The sequence below is a fragment of the Alistipes intestinihominis genome (assembly GCF_040095975.1).
GTDB classification, from domain to species: Bacteria; Bacteroidota; Bacteroidia; order Bacteroidales; family Rikenellaceae; genus Alistipes; species Alistipes senegalensis.
In genome coordinates this window covers 20,464-39,055 of record NZ_JBBMFL010000001.1, presented here as the reverse complement: position 1 = coordinate 39,055, position 18,592 = coordinate 20,464, and the positions used below count along the sequence as shown (strand labels likewise).

The following is an 18,592-nucleotide window of genomic DNA, read 5'->3' as shown; positions in this document are numbered from 1 at the left end:
GTCGTAACGACATTTATAGACCCCAACCCATGATGAAACGACTGCTAACCATCCTCTCCGCCGCGCTGACCGCAGGCGCGGTGTCCGCCGCTGCCCCGCAGCAGCTCATCGACATCCGCACCGACGACGTATCGATCGTGCTCGCCGCCCGTCCGGACGGAGAGGTTCATTTCCGCCACTTCGGAAGCCGCATCGACGACCCCTCCCCGCTGGCCGGCTACAAGAGCTCCCGCCGTGCCGACCACGGAACCGACGACCTGGCCTGCCCCGCGATGGGCGGGCGGAATTTCCGCGAACCGGCCCTGCGCATCACCCACGCCGACGGGGATATGAACACCGATTTGCGCTACGTGTCGCACTCGTCACGGCAGCTGGCCGATCCCAACGTCACCGAGACGGTCGTGAAGATGACCGACTGCTGTCAGGCGCTGGATGTCGAACTGGTCTTCACGGCCTACGCCCGGGAGAACGTCATCACCACGCACACGGTGATCCGCAACCGCGAGGAGGGTCCCGTCACGCTCCACAGCTTCTATTCCTCGGCCGTGACGCTGAAATCCGACAAATACCTGCTGACGCACCTCTACGGCGCCTGGGCGCGCGAAGCGCAGGTCGATCACACGCTGCTGACCCACGGGTCGAAAAGCATCGAGTCGATGCGCGAGGTGCGCACCACCCACACCGAAAATCCCGCCTTCATGCTCACGCTGGGCAGCGGATCGTTCAGCGAGAACTGCGGCGAGGTCATCGCCGGGGCGCTGGCGTGGAGCGGGAATTTCCGGCTCAACTTCGAGGTGGACGAATACGACGTGCTGACCGTGCTGGCCGGGGCCAACCCCAACGGCTCGGAATACCGGCTGCGCCCGGGCGAATCGTTCACCACGCCGGAGATGATCTACACCCACTCGCTGCGCGGCGCAGGAGGCGCCTCGCGCAACCTCCACGACTGGGGGCGCAACTACGGCGTCTACCACGCCGAACGGGTGGTCCCGACGCTGCTCAACAGCTGGGAGGGGGCCTATTTCGACTTCGACGCCAAGGTGCTGAAACAGATGATCGACGACGCAGCCTCGATGGGGCTCGAAATGTTCGTGCTCGACGACGGATGGTTCGGCAACAAATATCCGCGCAACGCCGCCAACGCCGGACTGGGCGACTGGCAGGTCAACCGGAAGAAACTCCCGGCAGGCATCGACGACATCGCCTCGTACGCACACCGCAAAGGGCTGAAATTCGGCATCTGGATCGAACCCGAGATGGTCAACCCCAAGAGCGAACTGGCCGAGAAGCATCCCGACTGGATCGTGCGGCCGCCGAAGCGCGAAGCGCCCGAAACCCGCAAACAATGGCTGCTGGACCTCTCGAACCCCGCGGTGCAGGACTTCGTCTTCGAGGTCTTCGACAACACGATGAAGCTCTCGGACAAGATCGACTACATCAAATGGGACGCCAACCGCAACGCCAACAACGTGGGTTCGGCCTATCTGCCCGCCGACGAGCAGTCGCGCTTCTGGATCGACTATGCGCAGGGATTCTACCGCGTGATGGAGCGCATCCGGGCCAAATACCCCGACGTGCTGATCCAGGCCTGCGCCTCGGGCGGCGGCCGCGTGGAATACGGGGCGCTCAAATATTTCGACGAGTTCTGGACCAGCGACAACACCGAAGCGCTTTCAAGGGCCCGCATCCAATACGGCACAAGCCTCTTCTACCCGGCCGTGGCCATGGGCTCGCACGTCTCGGCCGTGCCCAACCACCAAACGGGCAACGTCACGCCGATCAAATTCCGCTTCGACATGGCCTGCGCCGGACGCCTCGGCATGGAGCTCCAGCCCAAGCAGATGACCGACGCCGAGAAGGAGTTCGCGCGCCGTGCCATCGCCAGCTACAAGGAGTACCGCGACATCGTGATGCAAGGCGACCTCTACCGCATCGGCACGCCCTACGACGAGAGCGGATGCTACGGCGTGCTGTACGTCGCCAAGGACAAGCGGCAGGCCGTGCTGTTCGCTTACAGCCTGCGTTACCAGGGGCGTTCGCTGATCCCGAAATTCCGCCTCGACGGACTCGACCCCAAGACGGGATACACCGTGCGGGAGCTGAACGTCGATAAACCCCGCTTCTGGTTCGACGGAAAGACCCTCAGCGGAGAACTGCTCATGAACGCCGGCATCAATCCCCATCTGTCGAAGATATACGACAGCGCCGTATTCATCCTGAAAGCCAAGTGACGGGTCCATGAAACTGCGGAAGCCCATATTCCTGCTCCGAAGCCTGCTGTTGTCCGGCATGGCCGTGCTGACCGCCTGCGGCCGGAACGACACCGCCACGCTCGAAGGAGAATTGGACTATATGATCAGGAACAAGCGGCTTTTCGACGAAAAGAAGGAGGAGCGCATCGACGGATTCCGGCGGATGCTGTGTATGACCAGACTGACCCCGGAACAGGAGTACGCGATCAACGACAGTCTCAGCGAAGTTTTCTACAAATACCGGCTCGACTCCGCCATCCGCTACGGAGAACGCAATCTGGAACTCGCCCGCCGGCTCGGCGACCGGGAGCGCTGCGCCTCCGCCGCAATCCGGCTCGCGCGATTCTACTCCTCCCGCGGCGCCTGCATCGAGGCCCGGCAGCTGCTCGACTCGATCCGCAGGGAGCTGCCTCCCGGCTTTCTCGAACTCTATTACCGGACCTACATCTTCTTCTACGACTGCTACGGGGTCTTCTCCGGCTCCAGCCGGCCGACGAACAACCGGGCGGTTTACCGGGATTCGCTCCGGCGGCATCTCGGAATCCCGGCCAATACGTCCGAAACCAGGGAGCAGGCCGAACAACGGCTGCTGAACCAACTCACGCAGATACCGCCCGGAACCCCCGATTATGCCATGATCGCCAACTCCCTGGGCAGCCACTACCGGGCGAACGGCGACGACTGGCTGGCGAAAAAATATTACACCCTCTCGGCGATCGCCGACATTCAGAACGCCACGAAGGAGAACGACGCGATACTCTCCCTGGCGAAAGTCTACTTCGATCACAAGGATTATTCGCGGGCCTACAAATACACCCAGTCGGCCCTCGAAGACGCCCTTTGCAGCAACATGCAGTTCCGGATCGTGCGGATGACGGAACTCGCCTCGATCATCATCGCCTCGCACCAGGACAAAGAGGCCAAAACCAAGGTCAAACTGCAACACTATCTGATCCTGATCAGCGTCCTTTCGGCGGTGCTCATCCTGCTGTTCGTATTCGTCTACAAGCAGGTGAGGAAGCTCTCGCGGGTGCGGAAAGAGCTCTCGGGGACCAATGCCGAACTCGCCCGGCTCAACATCGAGCTGAACGAGATCAACGAACAGCTCTCCGACGCCAACGCCGTCAAGGTGCAGTACATCGCCCGCTTCTTCGACCTCTGCTCGATGTACATCGACAAGATGGACAACTACCGCAAGTCGCTGAAAAAACTGGCGCAGGAGCGGCAGCCCGACGAACTCTACCGCCGGCTGAAATCGACCTCCATGCTCGAAAACGAGCAGGAGGAGCTTTTCCGGAATTTCGACGAAATCTTCCTGAACCTCTACCCGACCTTCATCGAGGAGTTCAACGAACTGCTGGTCGAGAGCGAGCGGATCACGCCGAAATCCGGGGATCTGCTGAACAAGGAGCTGCGCATCTACGCCCTGATCCGGCTGGGCATCACCGACAGCGTAAGGATCGCATCGTTTCTGCGCTGTTCGCTGAGCACGGTCTATAATTACCGGACCCGGATGAGAAACCGGGCCGCCGCCTCGCGGGAGGATTTCGAAAAAAAGGTCATGAAAATCGGAGGCATACACAGAAACGACGCGTGAAAAGTTACAGAATCACTACATTTTTTCGGCCCTTCCGAAACATCAAACGGCTGAAAAATAGCACTATGAATAAAAACAGACACTACATTTTCAGGTATAGTTTTCCGAACCGATATTTATAAAGGCTATTTTTGTAAAGCAGACCGCCGATCTCGGGATTCGGGGGATTCTGCCGAGTTAATCAACCTTTACCAAACTACAAATGAACCCCATCAGAATCGGTTTGATCGGCCTCGGCCGAATGGGAGGATTTTTCCTCGAAGAACTCCGGAAGAGCGAAAAATGGGAGGTCGCCAGCATCTGCGACATATCGCCCGAATCGCGCGCCCGGGCCCGGGAACTCGCCCCGGAGGCGAAAGTGATCGCCGACGAACAGGAAATCTTCGACGACCCCACCATACAGGCCGTGGGACTGTTCGCCCTGGCCGACTCGCGGAAATCGCAGATCGAAAAGGCTTTCGCCAGCGGAAAACACGTCATTGCCGAAAAACCCATCTCCGACAACGTCGAAAACGAATGGAAAGCCGTGGAACTGGCTGAAAACACGCCGCTCTTCTCCACGGTCAACCTCTATCTGCGCAACTCCTGGTATCACAATACGATCAAGGATTTCATCGCCCAGGGCGAGATCGGCGAACTGGCCATCATCCGGGTCTGCCACATGACCCCGGGACTGGCCCCCGGCGAAGGGCACGAGTTCGAAGGCCCGGCATTCCACGACTGCGGCATGCACTACGTGGACATCGCGCGCTGGTACGCCGGTTCGGAGTTCAAGACCTGGAACGCCCAGGCCGTGCGGATGTGGAACTACAAGGAGCCGTGGTGGCTCCAATGCCACGGCACGTTCGAGAACGGCGTGGTGTTCGACATCACCCAGGGGCACGTCTACGGACAGCTGGCCAAGGACCAGACGCACAACTCCTACATAGACATCATCGGCACGAAGGGCATCGCCCGCATGACCCACGACTTCAAGACCGCGATCGTCGAACTCCACGGCGTGACGCAGACCCACCGGCTCATACAGCCCTACGGCGGCAAAAACATCGACGTGCTGTGCAAACTCTTCGCCGAGTCGATCGAAACGGGCCGCCGCAGCGCGTCGCTCCCCACGTTCCGCGATGCGGCGAAGGCTTCGGAATACGCCTGGCGGTTCCTGCAGGACGCCCGCAAACACGACCTGCCGGCCATCGGCGAGCTGGAAACGCTCCGGCAGATCCACGAACGCCGCCGCACGATGAAAAACGGATACGGCCTGCTCCGCAAACATGCCTGAACGACAAACGACAAGATCTGATTAAACCTCTAAAAAACTATCGACCATGAACAATCCACTATTTTTCGGCAACCTGGGTGCCGGCGAGATCATCGTCATCGCGCTCATCGTCCTGCTGCTTTTCGGCGGTAAAAAGATCCCCGAGCTCATGAAGGGAATCGGAAAGGGCGTCCGGAGCTTCAAGGAGGGGATGAACAATATCGAAAAGGATATCGAAAATCCCGACCCGGACCCCAAAGACAAGACCAATCACTAATCCAACCTTAAAATCTCTGAAACGATGTCAAACGAAATGTCGAGAAGAAAGTTCCTGAAAACAGGAGCTGCCGCCGCACTCGGTCTGGCGGTCGTGCCCAGCACGGTGTTAGGTAAAAAATTCGGCCACACCGCCCCCAGCGACAAGCTCAACATCCTGGGCGTGGGTATCGGAGGCCGCGGCGCCTCGGTGCTGAAAGGGCTCGAAAGCCAGAACATCATCGGTCTGTGCGACGTGGACTGGAAATACGCCGACCACGTGTTCAAGCGCTACCCGGCAGCCAAGAAGTACAACGACTACCGCAAGATGTACGACGAACTGCTCAAATCGGCCGACGCCGTGATGGTCGCCACGGCCGACCACACGCACGCCATCATCGCCGCCGACGCCATCACGGCCGGCAAGCACGTCTACGTCGAGAAGCCGCTGACCCACACCGTCTACGAATCGCGCCTGCTGACCAAACTGGCCGACAAGCACAAGGTAGCCACCCAGATGGGCAACCAGGGAGCTTCGGGCGAGGGCGTCCGCAAGGTCTGCGAATGGATCTGGAACGGCGAGATCGGCGAGGTGCGCAAGGTGGAGACCTTCACCGACCGTCCGATTTGGCCGCAGGGACTGGCCCGTCCCGAGAACGACGAGCGCATTCCGAAGACGATGAACTGGGACGCCTTCATCGGTCCGGCCCCCTACCGGCCCTACAACTCGATCTATACGCCGTGGAACTTCCGCGGATGGTGGGACTTCGGCACCGGCGCCCTGGGCGACATGGCCTGCCACATCCTGCATCCGGTGTTCAAGGCCCTGAAGCTGGGCTCCCCGACCAAGGTTCAGGGCAGCTCGACGCTGCTTCTGAACGAATCCGCCCCCATGGCGCAGCGGGTGAAGTTCGTCTTCCCGGCCCGCGACAACATGCCGAAGGTGGCCATGCCGGAGGTCGAAGTGCACTGGTACGACGGCGGTCTGATGCCGGAGCGTCCCGAAGGGCTGCCCGCAGGCAAGGACCTGAACATGAGCGGCGGCGGCGCGATCTTCTACGGCACGAAGGATACGCTGATCTGCGGATGCTACGGCAAGGACCCCTACCTGGTTTCGGGCCGCGTGCCCGAGGCTCCGAAGGTACTGCGCGAGATCACCGAATCGCACCAGATGGACTGGGTGCGCGCCTGCAAGGAGGACCCCGAATACCGCACGCCGAGCGCCTCGGACTTCAGCGAGGCCGGACCGTTCAACGAGATGGTCGTCATGGGCGTGCTGGCCGTGCGTCTGCAAAGCCTCAACCGGGAACTCGAATGGGACGGTGAAAACATGCGTTTCACGAACATTCCCGACGACGCCATGATCAAGACGGTCATCAAGGACGGTTTCCACATCAAGGACGGACACCCGACCTTCGACAAGACCTGGACCGATCCGGTCAACGCGCAGCAGTTCGCGCAGGAACTCATCAAACACACCTACCGCGACGGTTGGAAACTGCCCGACATGCCGCGCTGAACAAATTCGTAAAACCTAAAAAAACAGAAAGAATATGAAAAAGACCCTTTTATTCTCGGCTTGCGTGGCGCTGACCGCGTCACTCGTATCGTGCGGAGGCCCCGGCGGCAAAGCGAAGACGGCCGGCGACGCTTCGGCCAAGGCGGAAAGCGAAACGCCCGCAGTTCCCGAATACACCGTCGTGGACAACGCGCAGGTGGACCTCGCGTCGTTCCCGCAGGACAAGGACGGCTACTACGTGATCTTCGACGGCAAGACGCTCAACGGCTGGCGCGGCTACGGCAAGGAGAACGTTCCTTCGCGCTGGACGATCGACGACGGCGCCATCAAGTTCAACGGCTCGGGCGGCGGCGAAGCCCAGACGGGCGAGGGCGGCGACCTGATCTTCGCCAAGAAGTTCAAGAACTTCGAACTGGAGATGGAGTGGAAGGTCTCGAAGGGCGGCAACTCGGGCATCTTCTACCTGGCCCAGGAGGTTACGACCCAGAAGGACGGCAAGACCAAATACGAGCCGATCTACATCTCGTGCCCCGAGTACCAGGTGCTCGACAATGCGAACCACCCCGACGCCAAACTGGGCGTTGACGGCAACCGCCAGTCGGCATCGCTCTACGACATGATCCCGGCCGTTCCGCAGAACCAGAAGCCCTTCGGCGAATGGAACAAGGCCAAGATCATGGTTTACAAAGGCACGGTCGTACACGGACAGAACGATCAGAACGTCGTGGAGTACCACCTCTGGACGCCCCAGTGGACCGAGATGCTGGAGAACAGCAAGTTCAGCCCGAAGAAGTGGCCGCTGGCGTTCGAACTGCTCAACAACTGCGGCGGCGAGAACCACGAAGGCTACATCGGTCTCCAGGACCACGGCGACGACGTTTGGTTCCGCAACATCCGCATCAAGATCCTCGACTAATCTCCCGCGACCGTGAAGACCCGTTTTCTGACAACGGTTTGCGCACTTCTCACCCTGGCGGTGCTCCTCGGCGGATGCTCCGCCGGGGCGGAGAAGACGCCGAAAAAGGAGGTCGGCATCCAGCTCTACTCCGTGCGGAGCCTGATCGGAGCCTTCGGCAACAATCAGGAGGACTACAAACCCGTGCTGAAACAGCTCGCCGACATGGGCTACACCTCGGTGGAGGCGGCCAGCTACAAGGATGGCAAAATCTACGGACAGACCCCCGAACAGTTCCGCAAGGACGTGGAGGAGGCCGGCATGAAGGTGCTCTCCACACACTGCACGATCAATCTTTCGGACGAGGAGCTGGCCGCAGGCGACTTCTCGAAGGCCCTCGCATGGTGGGACGAGTGCATCGCGGCGCACAAGGCCGCCGGTGCGGAATACATCGTCGTCCCGTCGATGCGGAAGGTCTCGACGCTCGAAGAGCTGGCGACCTACTGCCGCTATTTCAACGAAGTCGGCGCCCGCTGCAAGGCCGCCGGGCTGAAATTCGGCTACCACAACCACTCGCGCGAATTCGAGAAGATCGAGGACCGGGTGATGCTCGACTACATGATCGAGAACACCGATCCCGACAAGGTGCTGTTCGAAATGGATGTCTACTGGGCCGTGATGGGAAAGGCCAGCCCGGTGGACTATTTCAAGAAGTACCCGGGGCGGTTCAAGCTGCTGCACATCAAGGACCGCCGTGAGATCGGCCAAAGCGGGATGGTGGGATTCGACGCCATCTTCGCCAACGCGGAGACCGCCGGCGTCGAGAACATCATCGTCGAGATCGAGGGATCGAGCTACGACGACATCGTCCGCAGCGTCCGCGAGTGCATCGACTACCTGCTCGAAGCGCCCTTCGTCGAAGCCTCTTACGGGAAATAAACCGCGGCTGTCATGGAAGAAAAACAAATGACGTTCTGGGCGCACCTGGAAGACCTCCGCTGGAGCCTGATCCGCGTGGTGGCCGTGCTGCTCGTATTCGTGATAGTTTGTTTTTGCGCCATGCCCTATCTGTTCGACCACTTCGTGCTGGCACCGACCACCTCGGACTTTCCGCTCTACCGGTGGCTGTCGCAGATCAGCGGCTCGAACAACCCGCTGCTCCCGGATTTCAGCAACGACAACTACTCCGTGGAGATCATCAACATCAACGTCGCGTCGCAGTTCCTGACCCACATCAGCACGTCGTTCTGGTTCGCGCTGGTGCTGATGTTCCCCTACCTGATCTTCGAGATCTGGCGGTTCGTGCAGCCCGCGCTGTTCCGCGAAGAGCGCCGGAGCGTCGGACTGGCGTTCATCGGAGGCACGTTCATGTTCTTCCTCGGGTGCGCCGTGGGCTACATGCTCGTGTTCCCGTTCACGTTCCGCTTCCTCACGGAGTACCAGCTGAGCACGTCGATCGTCAACCAGATCTCGCTGACCTCCTACATGGGGAATTTCCTGATGCTGATATTCGTCATGGGGATCGTCTTCGAACTGCCGCTGCTGGCGTGGCTGCTCTCGAAAATGGGGCTGGTGACCAAGTCCTTCTTCCGGCAATACCGCAAGCACGCCGTGGTCATCCTGCTGGTGCTGTCGGCGCTCATCACCCCCTCGGGCGACCCGTTCACGCTGATGGTCGTCTTCCTGCCGATCTACCTGCTCTACGAGCTCGGCATCAAATTTTCGAGGGACTGACCCCGACATCCGTTCTGCCGAAACCGGGATTTCCGCCGTGGAAATCCCGGTTTTTCATCTCTCCGGCAACGCCCGGACAGGCTGCGCCCGGCAAAATGCAGGCAAGATTGCGTTTGCTCCCGGCTTGCACTACTTTGGCTGCGCCTTAGACAGGCGGCGCCTCGGCAAAATGCAAGCAAGCTTGCGTTTGCTCTCGGCTTGCACTATCTTTGCATCCAAAGACTTCCGAACATGATCGAACAAATCATCTCCCGACGACTCCGAATCGCCCTGCCGCAGGTGCAGGGCACCGTGCGCCTGCTGCGCGACGGTGCGACGATCCCCTTCATCAGCCGCTACCGCAAGGAGGCGACCGGCTCGCTCGACGAAGTGCAGGTGGGCGCCGTCAAGGAGCAGCTGGAACGCCTCACCGAACTCGAATCCCGCCGCCAAACCATACTCACGACCATCGAAGAGCAGGGGAAACTGACTCCGGAGCTCCGCCGGCGCATCGAGGAGTGCTGGGACCCGGTGGAGCTGGAGGACCTCTACCTGCCCTACAAGCCCAAACGCCGCACCCGCGCCACCGTGGCCCGCGAACGGGGGCTGGAACCGCTCGCCGACCTCGTCATGGCACAGCGGGCCCGCGACGCGGCACAGCAGGCCCGGCGTTACGTCTCGGCCGAAGTACCGACCCCCGAAGACGCCCTCGCCGGGGCGTGCGACATCATCGCCGAACGCATCTCGGAGAACGAACAGGCCCGCAACGGCCTGCGCCGCACCTTCGCCCGCGAGGGCGTCGTGCACACGAAGGTCGTGAAGGGCAAGGAGGCCGAAGGAGCCAAATATTCCGACTATTTCGACGCCGCGACGCCGCTGCGCAGCATCTCGTCGCACCGGTTTCTGGCCATGCGCCGCGGAGCCGACGAAGGCGTGCTGAAGATCACGATCGACATCGACGCCGACCGCTGCATCGAGGGGCTTTGCCGCCAGTTCATCCGCCCCGGCTCGGCGACGCGCACGTGGATGGAGGCCGCAGCCGCGGATTCGTTCAAACGCCTCATGCGCCCCTCGATCGAAACCGAACAGCTGGCGGCGGCCAAGGAAAAGGCCGACGACGAAGCCATCCGGGTCTTCGCCGAGAACCTGCGGCAACTGCTGCTTTCGCCGCCGCTGGGACAGAAGCGCGTGATCGCCCTCGACCCCGGGTTCCGCACGGGCTGCAAGGTCGTGGTGCTCGATTCGCAGGGCGGCCTGCTCCACAACACGACCGTCTATCCCCATGCGCCGCAGAACCGCTATGCCGAGGCCGCCGAAACCCTGAAAACGCTGGCCGCGAAGTACAAGACCGAAGCGTTCGCCGTCGGGGACGGCACGGCGGGCCGCGAAACCGAACAACTGGTCCGCGGACTGGGGCTTGCAGGCGTCGAGATCTTCATGGTGAGCGAGGACGGCGCGTCGGTCTACTCGGCATCGGCCGCGGCCCGCGAGGAGTTTCCCGACCACGACGTGACGGTGCGCGGGGCCGTGAGCATCGGACGCCGCCTGATCGACCCCCTTTCGGAGCTGGTCAAGATCGACCCCAAGTCGATCGGCGTCGGGCAGTATCAGCACAGCGTCGATCAGGGGAAACTGAAATCCCGGCTCGTCACGGTCGTGGAGAGCTGCGTCAACCGTGTCGGCGTGAACATCAATACCGCCTCGAAACATATTCTGACCTACATTTCGGGACTCGGCCCGGCGCTGGCGGAGAACATCGTGGCCTACCGCGCCGCGAACGGGGATTTCAAAAGCCGCCGGGAGCTGCTCAAAGTGCCGCGGCTGGGAGCCAGGGCTTTCGAACAGGCGGCCGGATTCCTGCGGGTCGTGGGCGGCACGAATCCGCTGGACAACAGCGCCGTGCACCCCGAATCGTACCACATCGCCGGGCGCATGGCCGCCGATGCGGGCGTCACCGTGGAGCAGCTGCTCGCGGACAAGGCCCTGCGCAAATCCATACGGCCCGAACGATACGTGGACGGCGACGTGGGGCTGCCGACTGTAACGGACATCCTCGAAGCGCTCGACAAGCAGGGCCTCGACCCGCGGGAGCAGTTGCAGGTCTTCGCGTTCGATCCCAACGTGCACACGATCGACGACCTGCGCCCGGGGATGCAGCTGCCGGGCATCGTGACGAACATCACGGCGTTCGGGGCTTTCGTGGACATCGGCGTCAAGCAGGACGGACTGGTCCACATCTCGCAGCTGGCCGACCGCTACGTCGCCTCCCCGGCCGACGTGGTGCACCTGGGACAGCACGTCGAAGTGCGGGTGACAGGCATCGACACCGTCCGCGGACGCATCGCGCTCTCGATGCGCCGCGAAGCATAAAAGACCGGACCAAGCGAGGCCCCGCAACGGCTATCCTGGTCGAAAAATGGCCTCTTAAGGTCGAATATTGTCCGCCGGTCCGTAAAACATCGCCTACCTTTGGGTATTCAAACCATTAACCCATTTGTCCGATGAGAAAAAACAACCTGTTCATTACCTCGTCGTGCCTGCTGGGGGCACTGGCCTCGTGCTACGGGGCCTTCGGAAAGAACCCGCGGCCCAACGTCATCCTGATCCTTGCCGACGACATGGGAATCGGGGACGTGAGAGGGCTTAATCCCGATTCACAGATCGACACCCCCTGGCTCGACGAAATGTGCAACCGCGGCATCGCGTTCACCGATGCGCACGCTTCGTCCGCACTCTCCACGCCCTCGCGCTACTCGATCCTCACCGGCCGCTACAACTGGCGTTCGACGAAAAAAGGCGGTGTGCTCGGCGTCATGTCGCCCCCGATGATCGCGACGGGCCGCAACACCATCGCCGACATGTTCCGAGCCTGCGACTACACGACGGCGGCCATCGGCAAATGGCATCTGGGATGGGACTGGACATACAAGGAAGGCAAAGCGAAAACCGTTGACAACATCGACTTTACGAAGCGCGTGGCCAACGGTCCCACCGATCGGGGATTCGACTATTTCTACGGGCTGACCTCTCCGTCCGGGCCTCCGCACCTCTACATGGTCAACGACATGGCGGAGAAACAGCCGAACACGAGATTCGAAGAATCCGGCGGCGGTCTGTACAAAATCAAGGGCGGCATCGGCCACAGCGACTGGAGCGCCGACGGCATGCAGCCCCATCTGGCGGACAAGATGCTCGACTACCTCGACGAAAACAAGGATTCCGACAAACCGTTCTTCCTCTACATGGCACTGACGGCTCCCCACATCCCGCTTTTCCCGAGCAAGGAGTTCAAGGGCAAATCCAAGATCGGCGACTACGGCGACCTGGTGATGATGATAGACGACATCGTCGGCAGGGTCAATCGAAAGCTGAAGGAGATCGGCAAATACGACAACACGATCGTCATGTTCGCCGCCGACAACGGCTGCGCCGGTTACATCAACATGGACAGGATAAACCGGAAAGGACACTATCCGTCCTATATTTACCGGGGCTACAAGTCGCACGGCTGGGAAGGCGGCCACCGCATTCCCTTCATCCTGTCGTGGGGCGATCGGTACGGACGCGTGACCGATAATTCGCTCGTCTCGCTGACCGATCTGTACGCCACATTCGCCGACATGCTCGGCTACCGGATAGCCGACGACGAGGCCGAAGACAGTTTCAGTTTCTGGCCGATACTCGACGGCTCGGGCAACTCCGGCCGGACCGATCTGATCGCCACGTCGGGAGCCGGCTATTTCACCTACCGGACGCCACAGTACAAGCTGATATTCAACGCGGGAAACAGTTCCGGCGAAGAGTACAGGATCGACGGACAGCCCCCGCTGCAATTCTACGACATGGTCAACGATCCCGAAGAGAAGGTCAACCAGATAAACAATCCGGAATACGCCGGCCGGATCAGGGAGATGGCCGCCCGGGTGAAGAAGTACATCGAGGATGGCCGATCGACGCCCGGAGCCAAAGCGGCCAACGACGGCGGCAATTCCTGGAAACAGATCACCGACATAATGAGCGGCCTGTACGCCGGGAACCGGTAAGGAAGAAACTGCGCCGAAGGATGCCAGAACCGCCGTTCGATTCGACGCAGTTCAACGGCAGGATGTAAAGATCAATGTAGGCGATTTTTGCAGGCGGGGCGGCATTTTGCAGCGCAGAATACCGCCTCGCCTGAATCCAGTCGTATTCCGGCGTATCGCGCACCACGACGAGCAGGTCGTAGGCCGCGGCATCGCTGTGCGGCGTGCCGCCGACCAGTTTCCCGAACAGCAGGATATATTCGGGATTGAAATAGCCGTCGGTGAGGATGCGGACGATCTGCGCGGCTTCGGCGGGATCGTAAAGTCGTTCGGCAGGCTGTTCCTGCACGGAGTTTTGATTCGTTTCCATGTGATTGATTGTTGAAAATTGGACATAATGAGGGCTGTCCTTATCGTGCGGCATCGCACGACAAAGAAAATAACAGTTTGATCAGCAATCAGTTGCTAATCGGGCGGATGGAAACGAAAACGAATCGGGAGGTTGCACGGCGGAAACCGCCTGCGGCTGGCCTTGCGGCGTGTCGGTACCGGAGTACGAACGAAAGCCCCAACGGTTCTGCGCAAATGGTTAAGTGCCATACTGCCCAAGAGCGTATAGAAACGTAGTGTTTATATTTATGATGTTCGCAGGAGCAACGATAGAAATGTTTGAATAGCCTGCAAATAAAAAAGAAAAAGGGGACCGCCGTCAATCGGCAGTCCCTAAAAATCAGAGGTCTGAAGCGGATTCGAACCGCTGTACAAGGTTTTGCAGACCTTTGCCTAGCCACTCGGCCATCAGACCATTATTTCCCGCATATGCCCCCTTCCTCGGCCAATCTCGAAATCCGGCCCGGAAAACGCTAACGCCCAATTCCGGACGCATCGGGAGTGCAAATATACAAACATTTCTAATTTCTGCAAAACTTCCGCCCAACTTTGCGTTATTTCCCGGAGAAATTCTCGTTATTTCCCAAAATTCGTTACTTTTACCCATCGAAAAAAACGTCATTCCATTCGCGTCCATGACCATCGAGGATATTGCCCTTCAAATGACTCCGGGCATCGGTCCGAAAGGCGCCGTGCATCTGCTGGAGCAGTTCGGCGATGCGCGGAGCGTCTTCGCGGCCACCGCCGGCGAACTGACCGGCAAAGCGGAACTGCGGCCCGATCTGGTGCAGCAGATCGTCCGCCGGAAGGGCTTTTCCGCGGCTGAAAAGGAGCTCGCCTACTGCCGCCGCAACGGCATTGCAGCCATCGCCTCGACCGACCCGGAATATCCGCCGCTGCTGCGCGAAATCCCCGACTATCCCCACGTGATCTACGTCCGGGGCAGCGTCGAGGCCCTCTCGGCGCGGTGCGTTTCGGTCGTGGGGACCCGCGAGGCGACGCCCTACGGGCAAACGGCCTGCAACCGGATTGTCGAAGGGCTGGCGGAACGGGTTCCGGGGCTTTGCATCGTGAGCGGACTCGCTTTCGGCATCGACGTTGCGGCGCACCGGGCGGCCCTCGCGGCAGGCGTGCCGACCGTCGCGGTGCTGGCCAATCCGCTGCCCGGCGTAACGCCCGCACAGCATACGGATGTGGCGCGCGACATCCTCGCCCACGGAGGAGCGTTGGTCACGGAACTCCATTCGCAGTCGAAGCAAAACGGCAACTTCTATCTCGCCCGCAACCGCATCATCGCGGGGCTGAGCGCCGGATGTATCGTCGTCGAATCGCCGGACTCGGGCGGTTCGCTCTTCACGGCCCACTGCGCCGACGCTTACGACCGCACGGTGATGGCCGTACCGGGACGCATCACCGACCGGGCGTCGTCCGGCACGAATCACCTGATCCGCAACCGCAAGGCGCAGTTGGTGCTGACGGCCGACGACGTGGTGCGCGAACTGATGTGGGACCTCGGCGAAAACCCCTCCCGGCTGCGTCCGAAGCCCGCAACCCCGGAACTCACACCCGACGAAGCCGGACTGCTGGGGTGTTTCCGCACCGACGATCCGCTTTCGGTCGAGGCCCTCGGAGAGCTCAGCGGGCTGAACCCCGGCGAACTGGCGACGCTGCTCGTAGGACTGGAGCTGGCCGGCGCCGTGCGGCAGCTGCCCGGAAACCGATACATGAAGCTATGAAACTGATCGACACCCATTCGCATCTCTACGACGAGGCGTTCGACCCCGACCGCGAAGAGGCTCTGGCACGCGCCGCGGCCGAAGGCGTCGAAACGCTGCTGCTGCCGGCCATCGACTCCGAAAGCCACGGGAGGCTCTTCGCACTCTGCCGCCGCCATCCGGAACGCTGCGTCCCGATGATGGGGCTGCACCCCACGTCGGTCAACGACAACCCCCGCTGGCGCGAGGAGCTGGCGTCGGTCGAACAATACCTGCAAACCCCGCCCGAAGGCATTCCGTCCTTCTGCGCCGTGGGCGAAATCGGGCTGGATTTCTATTGGAGCCGCGATTTCCGCGAGGAGCAGACCGAAGCCTTCCGACGCCAGATCGAACTGGCCCTGCAATACGGACTGCCGATCGCCGTGCATACGCGCGATGCATGGCCTGAGACCGTCGCCCTCGTACGCGAATTCCGCGGCCAGGGGCTTCGGGGCGTCTTCCACGCCTATTCGGACGGCATCGAAACCTGCCGGGAACTCCGGGAGCTGGGCGATTTCGTCTTCGGAATCGGGGGCGTGGTGACCTTCAAAAAGAGCCGGCTGGCCGAGGTCGTGCGCGACATGGAGCTGCGGGAGATCGTCCTCGAAACCGACTGCCCCTACCTGACGCCCGCACCCCACCGGGGCGAACGCAACGAATCGGCCTACGTGCGCTACGCGTGCGAAAAAGTCGCCGAAATCAAGGGGCTGACGCCCGCGGAAGTGGCCGCCGCGACGGCCGAAAATGCAAAACGAATCTTCAAAGGAATCTGACCCTATATGCGTTCATCCATCCTGATCATCTACACGGGCGGAACCATCGGCATGAAGACCGACGCCGTCACCGGGGCGCTGGTGCCCTTCGATTTCAGCGCCATCTACGACGAATTTCCCTCGCTGAAACGCCTCAACGTAGACATCGACGTGCACACCGTGTCGCCCGTGATCGACTCGTCGAACGTCGAACCGGCCCACTGGATCGCCCTGGCCGAACTCATCCGCGACAACTACGCCCGTTACGACGGTTTCGTGGTGCTGCACGGCACCGACACCATGTCCTACACGGCCTCGGCGCTGAGTTTCATGCTCGAAAACCTCAGCAAACCGGTGGTTTTCACCGGGAGCCAGATCCCGATCGGCGTGTTGCGCACCGACGGGCGCGAGAACCTCATCACGGCCATCGAAATCGCCGGAGCGCATCTCGACGGCCGGCCCGTGGTTCCCGAAGTGTCGCTCTATTTCCAAAACCGGCTCTTCCGCGCCAACCGCACCACCAAGCGCAGCGCCGAGGCCCTGAGCGCCTTCCGGTCGTACAACTACCCGCCGCTGGCCGAAGTCGGGGTCAACATCGCCTACAACCTGCCGGCGATCCTGCGCCCCGCGGAGTTTTCGCAGGAGCTGCGCATCGCCACGAAGCTCTCCGGAGGCATCGAGCTCATCAAACTCTTCCCGGGAATGGGCGGGGAGATGCTGCGGGCCATGCTCTCGGCCCCCGGACTGCGGGCCGTGGTGCTCGAAACCTACGGCGCAGGCAACGCCCCCACCTCCGAATGGTTCATCCGCATCGTGCAGGAGGCCGTCGATCGCGGGATCATCATCCTCAACATCACGCAGTGCGGCGGCGGCCGGGTTTCGATGGAGCTCTACGAAACCGGACTGAAACTCCAGAAAACCGGAGTCCTGTGCGGCTACGACATGACCACCGAAGCCGCCGTCACCAAATTGATGTACGTGCTCGGGCTGGGACTCTCCGACGACGAAACGCGCGCAATGCTCCGCAAACCCCTGCGCGGAGAATTTACGGCGTGAGACGTTGCACGAAACGATTTTTTTTTCTATATTTCGCACTGCTAATGTATCCCTTCCGCAACGAAACACCAGCGGCAGCGGAGGCAGAAAGCGAGGCAAACGATTGAACTGCAAACGATTGAGCGAATTCGGGATGAATTGTCCGGGATTCGGTCGCACGTGCGGAAACGGTCCGCAGGAGGCGTTCCGAATTACGAAAGGCCCCCGCAGGAGTCGTAAAAGACAAAAAAAATGATTTTTTTACAAAAAAATAAGCAACAGTAAGAACCGATCGAATCGCGGAACGGCCGCGAGGGGAAGAAACCAAAACTCAACAAATAAAAATTCAACTAATCAAATTTATTTTATCTAACACAACTATGAAAAAACTTTTTTTGATTCCGTCGGCTGCCCTGTCCGTACTGGGTACCGTTAGTGCGTTCGCACAGGATGCTGCTGTCGCAACCGAAACGGTTGTCGCCGAAACCCAGATGGCCGGCGACAGCCTGCACCACGTCATGATGCAGAAGTTCCTCGAAGGCGGCTGGGAGTGGATGCTTCCGGTGCTCCTCTGCTTGGTGATCGGTTTGGCCGTAGCCATCGAGCGTATCCTCTACCTGTCGCTCTCGACGATCAACTCGAAGAAACTCATCGCCAAGGTCGAAGAGGCTCTCCAGAACGGCGGCGTCGAGGCTGCCAAGGAGGTTTGCCGCAACACCCGCGGCCCGATCGCCTCGATCTACTATCAGGGTCTGGACCGCTACGACCAGGGTCTGGACGCCGTTGAGAAGGCTGTCGTTTCCTACGGTTCGGTTCAGACCGGCCAGATGGAATCGGGTCTGTCGTGGATCGGCCTGTTCATCGCCCTCAGCCCGATGCTCGGATTCATGGGTACCGTCGTCGGTATGATCGCGGCGTTCGACGCCATCCAGGCTGCCGGCGATATCAGCCCGACGCTCGTTGCAGGCGGTATCAAAGTCGCCCTTCTGACGACCCTCATGGGTCTTATCGCTGCGGTTATTCTTCAGCTGTTCTACAACTATATCGTTTCGAAGATCGACTCGCTCGTGAACGATATGGAGGATTCGTCCATCACGCTGATGGATATCCTGACGGCTTACAACAAGAAATAATCCACCGCGGATAAGATTAA

15 protein-coding genes and 1 tRNA gene are annotated in these 18,592 nt (G+C 60.6%); 14 read left to right on the top strand and 2 right to left on the bottom strand.

Annotation, left to right across the window (positions count from 1 at the left end; all coding sequences use genetic code 11):
- Positions 1-29 precede the first annotated feature (29 nt).
- From WMO46_RS00170 to WMO46_RS00125, 10 genes are all read left to right on the top strand, one after another.
- Positions 30-2,231, top strand: coding sequence for an alpha-galactosidase (locus WMO46_RS00170; protein ID WP_410520070.1), 2,202 nt, complete (start codon positions 30-32; stop codon positions 2,229-2,231).
- Between the two features lie 7 nt (positions 2,232-2,238).
- Positions 2,239-3,849: a DUF6377 domain-containing protein gene (locus tag WMO46_RS00165; protein ID WP_019151991.1), complete on the top strand. Its 1,611-nt coding sequence runs from the start codon at positions 2,239-2,241 to the stop codon at positions 3,847-3,849.
- Between the two features lie 202 nt (positions 3,850-4,051).
- Positions 4,052-5,125, top strand: coding sequence for a Gfo/Idh/MocA family protein (locus tag WMO46_RS00160; protein WP_019151990.1), 1,074 nt, complete (start codon positions 4,052-4,054; stop codon positions 5,123-5,125).
- A 46-nt stretch (positions 5,126-5,171) separates the two neighbouring features.
- On the top strand, positions 5,172-5,381 hold the full coding sequence (locus tag WMO46_RS00155; protein ID WP_019151989.1) for a Sec-independent protein translocase subunit TatA/TatB: 210 nt from the start codon (positions 5,172-5,174) through the stop codon (positions 5,379-5,381).
- A 24-nt stretch (positions 5,382-5,405) separates the two neighbouring features.
- Positions 5,406-6,878, top strand: a complete 1,473-nt coding sequence (locus WMO46_RS00150) for a Gfo/Idh/MocA family protein (protein ID WP_026076774.1) — start codon at positions 5,406-5,408, stop codon at positions 6,876-6,878.
- Positions 6,879-6,912: 34 nt separating this feature from the next.
- Entirely contained in the window at positions 6,913-7,794 is an 882-nt protein-coding gene (locus tag WMO46_RS00145) for a 3-keto-disaccharide hydrolase (protein ID WP_019151987.1), read from the top strand.
- 12 nt (positions 7,795-7,806) lie between these two features.
- Complete coding sequence (locus WMO46_RS00140; RefSeq protein ID WP_349093538.1) at positions 7,807-8,712, top strand: sugar phosphate isomerase/epimerase family protein; 906 nt, start codon at positions 7,807-7,809, stop codon at positions 8,710-8,712.
- A 12-nt stretch (positions 8,713-8,724) separates the two neighbouring features.
- Positions 8,725-9,507 (top strand): twin-arginine translocase subunit TatC, encoded by a 783-nt coding sequence (gene tatC, locus WMO46_RS00135; protein ID WP_019151985.1) that lies wholly within the window; start codon positions 8,725-8,727, stop codon positions 9,505-9,507.
- 231 nt (positions 9,508-9,738) lie between these two features.
- Positions 9,739-11,856, top strand: a complete 2,118-nt coding sequence (locus WMO46_RS00130; RefSeq protein WP_129650988.1) for a Tex family protein — start codon at positions 9,739-9,741, stop codon at positions 11,854-11,856.
- Between the two features lie 131 nt (positions 11,857-11,987).
- A complete protein-coding gene (locus tag WMO46_RS00125; protein WP_129650990.1) occupies positions 11,988-13,529 on the top strand; it encodes a sulfatase family protein in 1,542 nt (513 codons plus the stop codon).
- Here the strand turns inward: WMO46_RS00125 and WMO46_RS00120 are convergent.
- Together WMO46_RS00120 and WMO46_RS00115 are read right to left on the bottom strand one after the other, a co-directional pair.
- Positions 13,489-13,878, bottom strand: coding sequence for a nucleotidyltransferase family protein (locus WMO46_RS00120; RefSeq protein ID WP_242493135.1), 390 nt, complete (start codon positions 13,876-13,878; stop codon positions 13,489-13,491). The two genes, WMO46_RS00125 and WMO46_RS00120, sit on opposite strands and share 41 nt — an antisense overlap.
- 364 nt (positions 13,879-14,242) lie before the next feature.
- A tRNA-Cys gene (locus WMO46_RS00115) sits at positions 14,243-14,313 on the bottom strand.
- A 220-nt stretch (positions 14,314-14,533) separates the two neighbouring features.
- Here WMO46_RS00115 and dprA point away from each other — a divergent pair.
- From dprA to WMO46_RS00095, 4 genes are all read left to right on the top strand, one after another.
- Positions 14,534-15,634: a DNA-processing protein DprA gene (gene dprA, locus WMO46_RS00110; protein ID WP_349093536.1), complete on the top strand. Its 1,101-nt coding sequence runs from the start codon at positions 14,534-14,536 to the stop codon at positions 15,632-15,634.
- Positions 15,631-16,425 (top strand): TatD family hydrolase, encoded by a 795-nt coding sequence (locus tag WMO46_RS00105; RefSeq protein ID WP_349093535.1) that lies wholly within the window; start codon positions 15,631-15,633, stop codon positions 16,423-16,425. The genes dprA and WMO46_RS00105 overlap by 4 nt, the downstream gene beginning before the upstream one ends.
- Positions 16,426-16,431: 6 nt before the next feature.
- Entirely contained in the window at positions 16,432-17,460 is a 1,029-nt protein-coding gene (locus WMO46_RS00100; RefSeq protein ID WP_129650996.1) for an asparaginase, read from the top strand.
- A 359-nt stretch (positions 17,461-17,819) separates the two neighbouring features.
- On the top strand, positions 17,820-18,572 hold the full coding sequence (locus tag WMO46_RS00095) for a MotA/TolQ/ExbB proton channel family protein (RefSeq protein WP_129650998.1): 753 nt from the start codon (positions 17,820-17,822) through the stop codon (positions 18,570-18,572).
- Positions 18,573-18,592: the final 20 nt, after the last annotated feature.

Coding starts and splice junctions, on each gene's coding strand:
- WMO46_RS00105 (WP_349093535.1), top strand. CDS start 15,631: ATGAAACTGATCGACACCCATTCGCATCTCTACGACGAGGCGTTCGAC.
- dprA (WP_349093536.1), top strand. CDS start 14,534: ATGACCATCGAGGATATTGCCCTTCAAATGACTCCGGGCATCGGTCCG.
- WMO46_RS00145 (WP_019151987.1), top strand. CDS start 6,913: ATGAAAAAGACCCTTTTATTCTCGGCTTGCGTGGCGCTGACCGCGTCA.
- tatC (WP_019151985.1), top strand. CDS start 8,725: ATGGAAGAAAAACAAATGACGTTCTGGGCGCACCTGGAAGACCTCCGC.
- WMO46_RS00150 (WP_026076774.1), top strand. CDS start 5,406: ATGTCAAACGAAATGTCGAGAAGAAAGTTCCTGAAAACAGGAGCTGCC.
- WMO46_RS00160 (WP_019151990.1), top strand. CDS start 4,052: ATGAACCCCATCAGAATCGGTTTGATCGGCCTCGGCCGAATGGGAGGA.
- WMO46_RS00095 (WP_129650998.1), top strand. CDS start 17,820: ATGAAAAAACTTTTTTTGATTCCGTCGGCTGCCCTGTCCGTACTGGGT.
- WMO46_RS00130 (WP_129650988.1), top strand. CDS start 9,739: ATGATCGAACAAATCATCTCCCGACGACTCCGAATCGCCCTGCCGCAG.
- WMO46_RS00170 (WP_410520070.1), top strand. CDS start 30: ATGATGAAACGACTGCTAACCATCCTCTCCGCCGCGCTGACCGCAGGC.
- WMO46_RS00125 (WP_129650990.1), top strand. CDS start 11,988: ATGAGAAAAAACAACCTGTTCATTACCTCGTCGTGCCTGCTGGGGGCA.
- WMO46_RS00120 (WP_242493135.1), bottom strand. CDS start 13,878: ATGGAAACGAATCAAAACTCCGTGCAGGAACAGCCTGCCGAACGACTT.
- WMO46_RS00165 (WP_019151991.1), top strand. CDS start 2,239: ATGAAACTGCGGAAGCCCATATTCCTGCTCCGAAGCCTGCTGTTGTCC.
- WMO46_RS00100 (WP_129650996.1), top strand. CDS start 16,432: ATGCGTTCATCCATCCTGATCATCTACACGGGCGGAACCATCGGCATG.
- WMO46_RS00155 (WP_019151989.1), top strand. CDS start 5,172: ATGAACAATCCACTATTTTTCGGCAACCTGGGTGCCGGCGAGATCATC.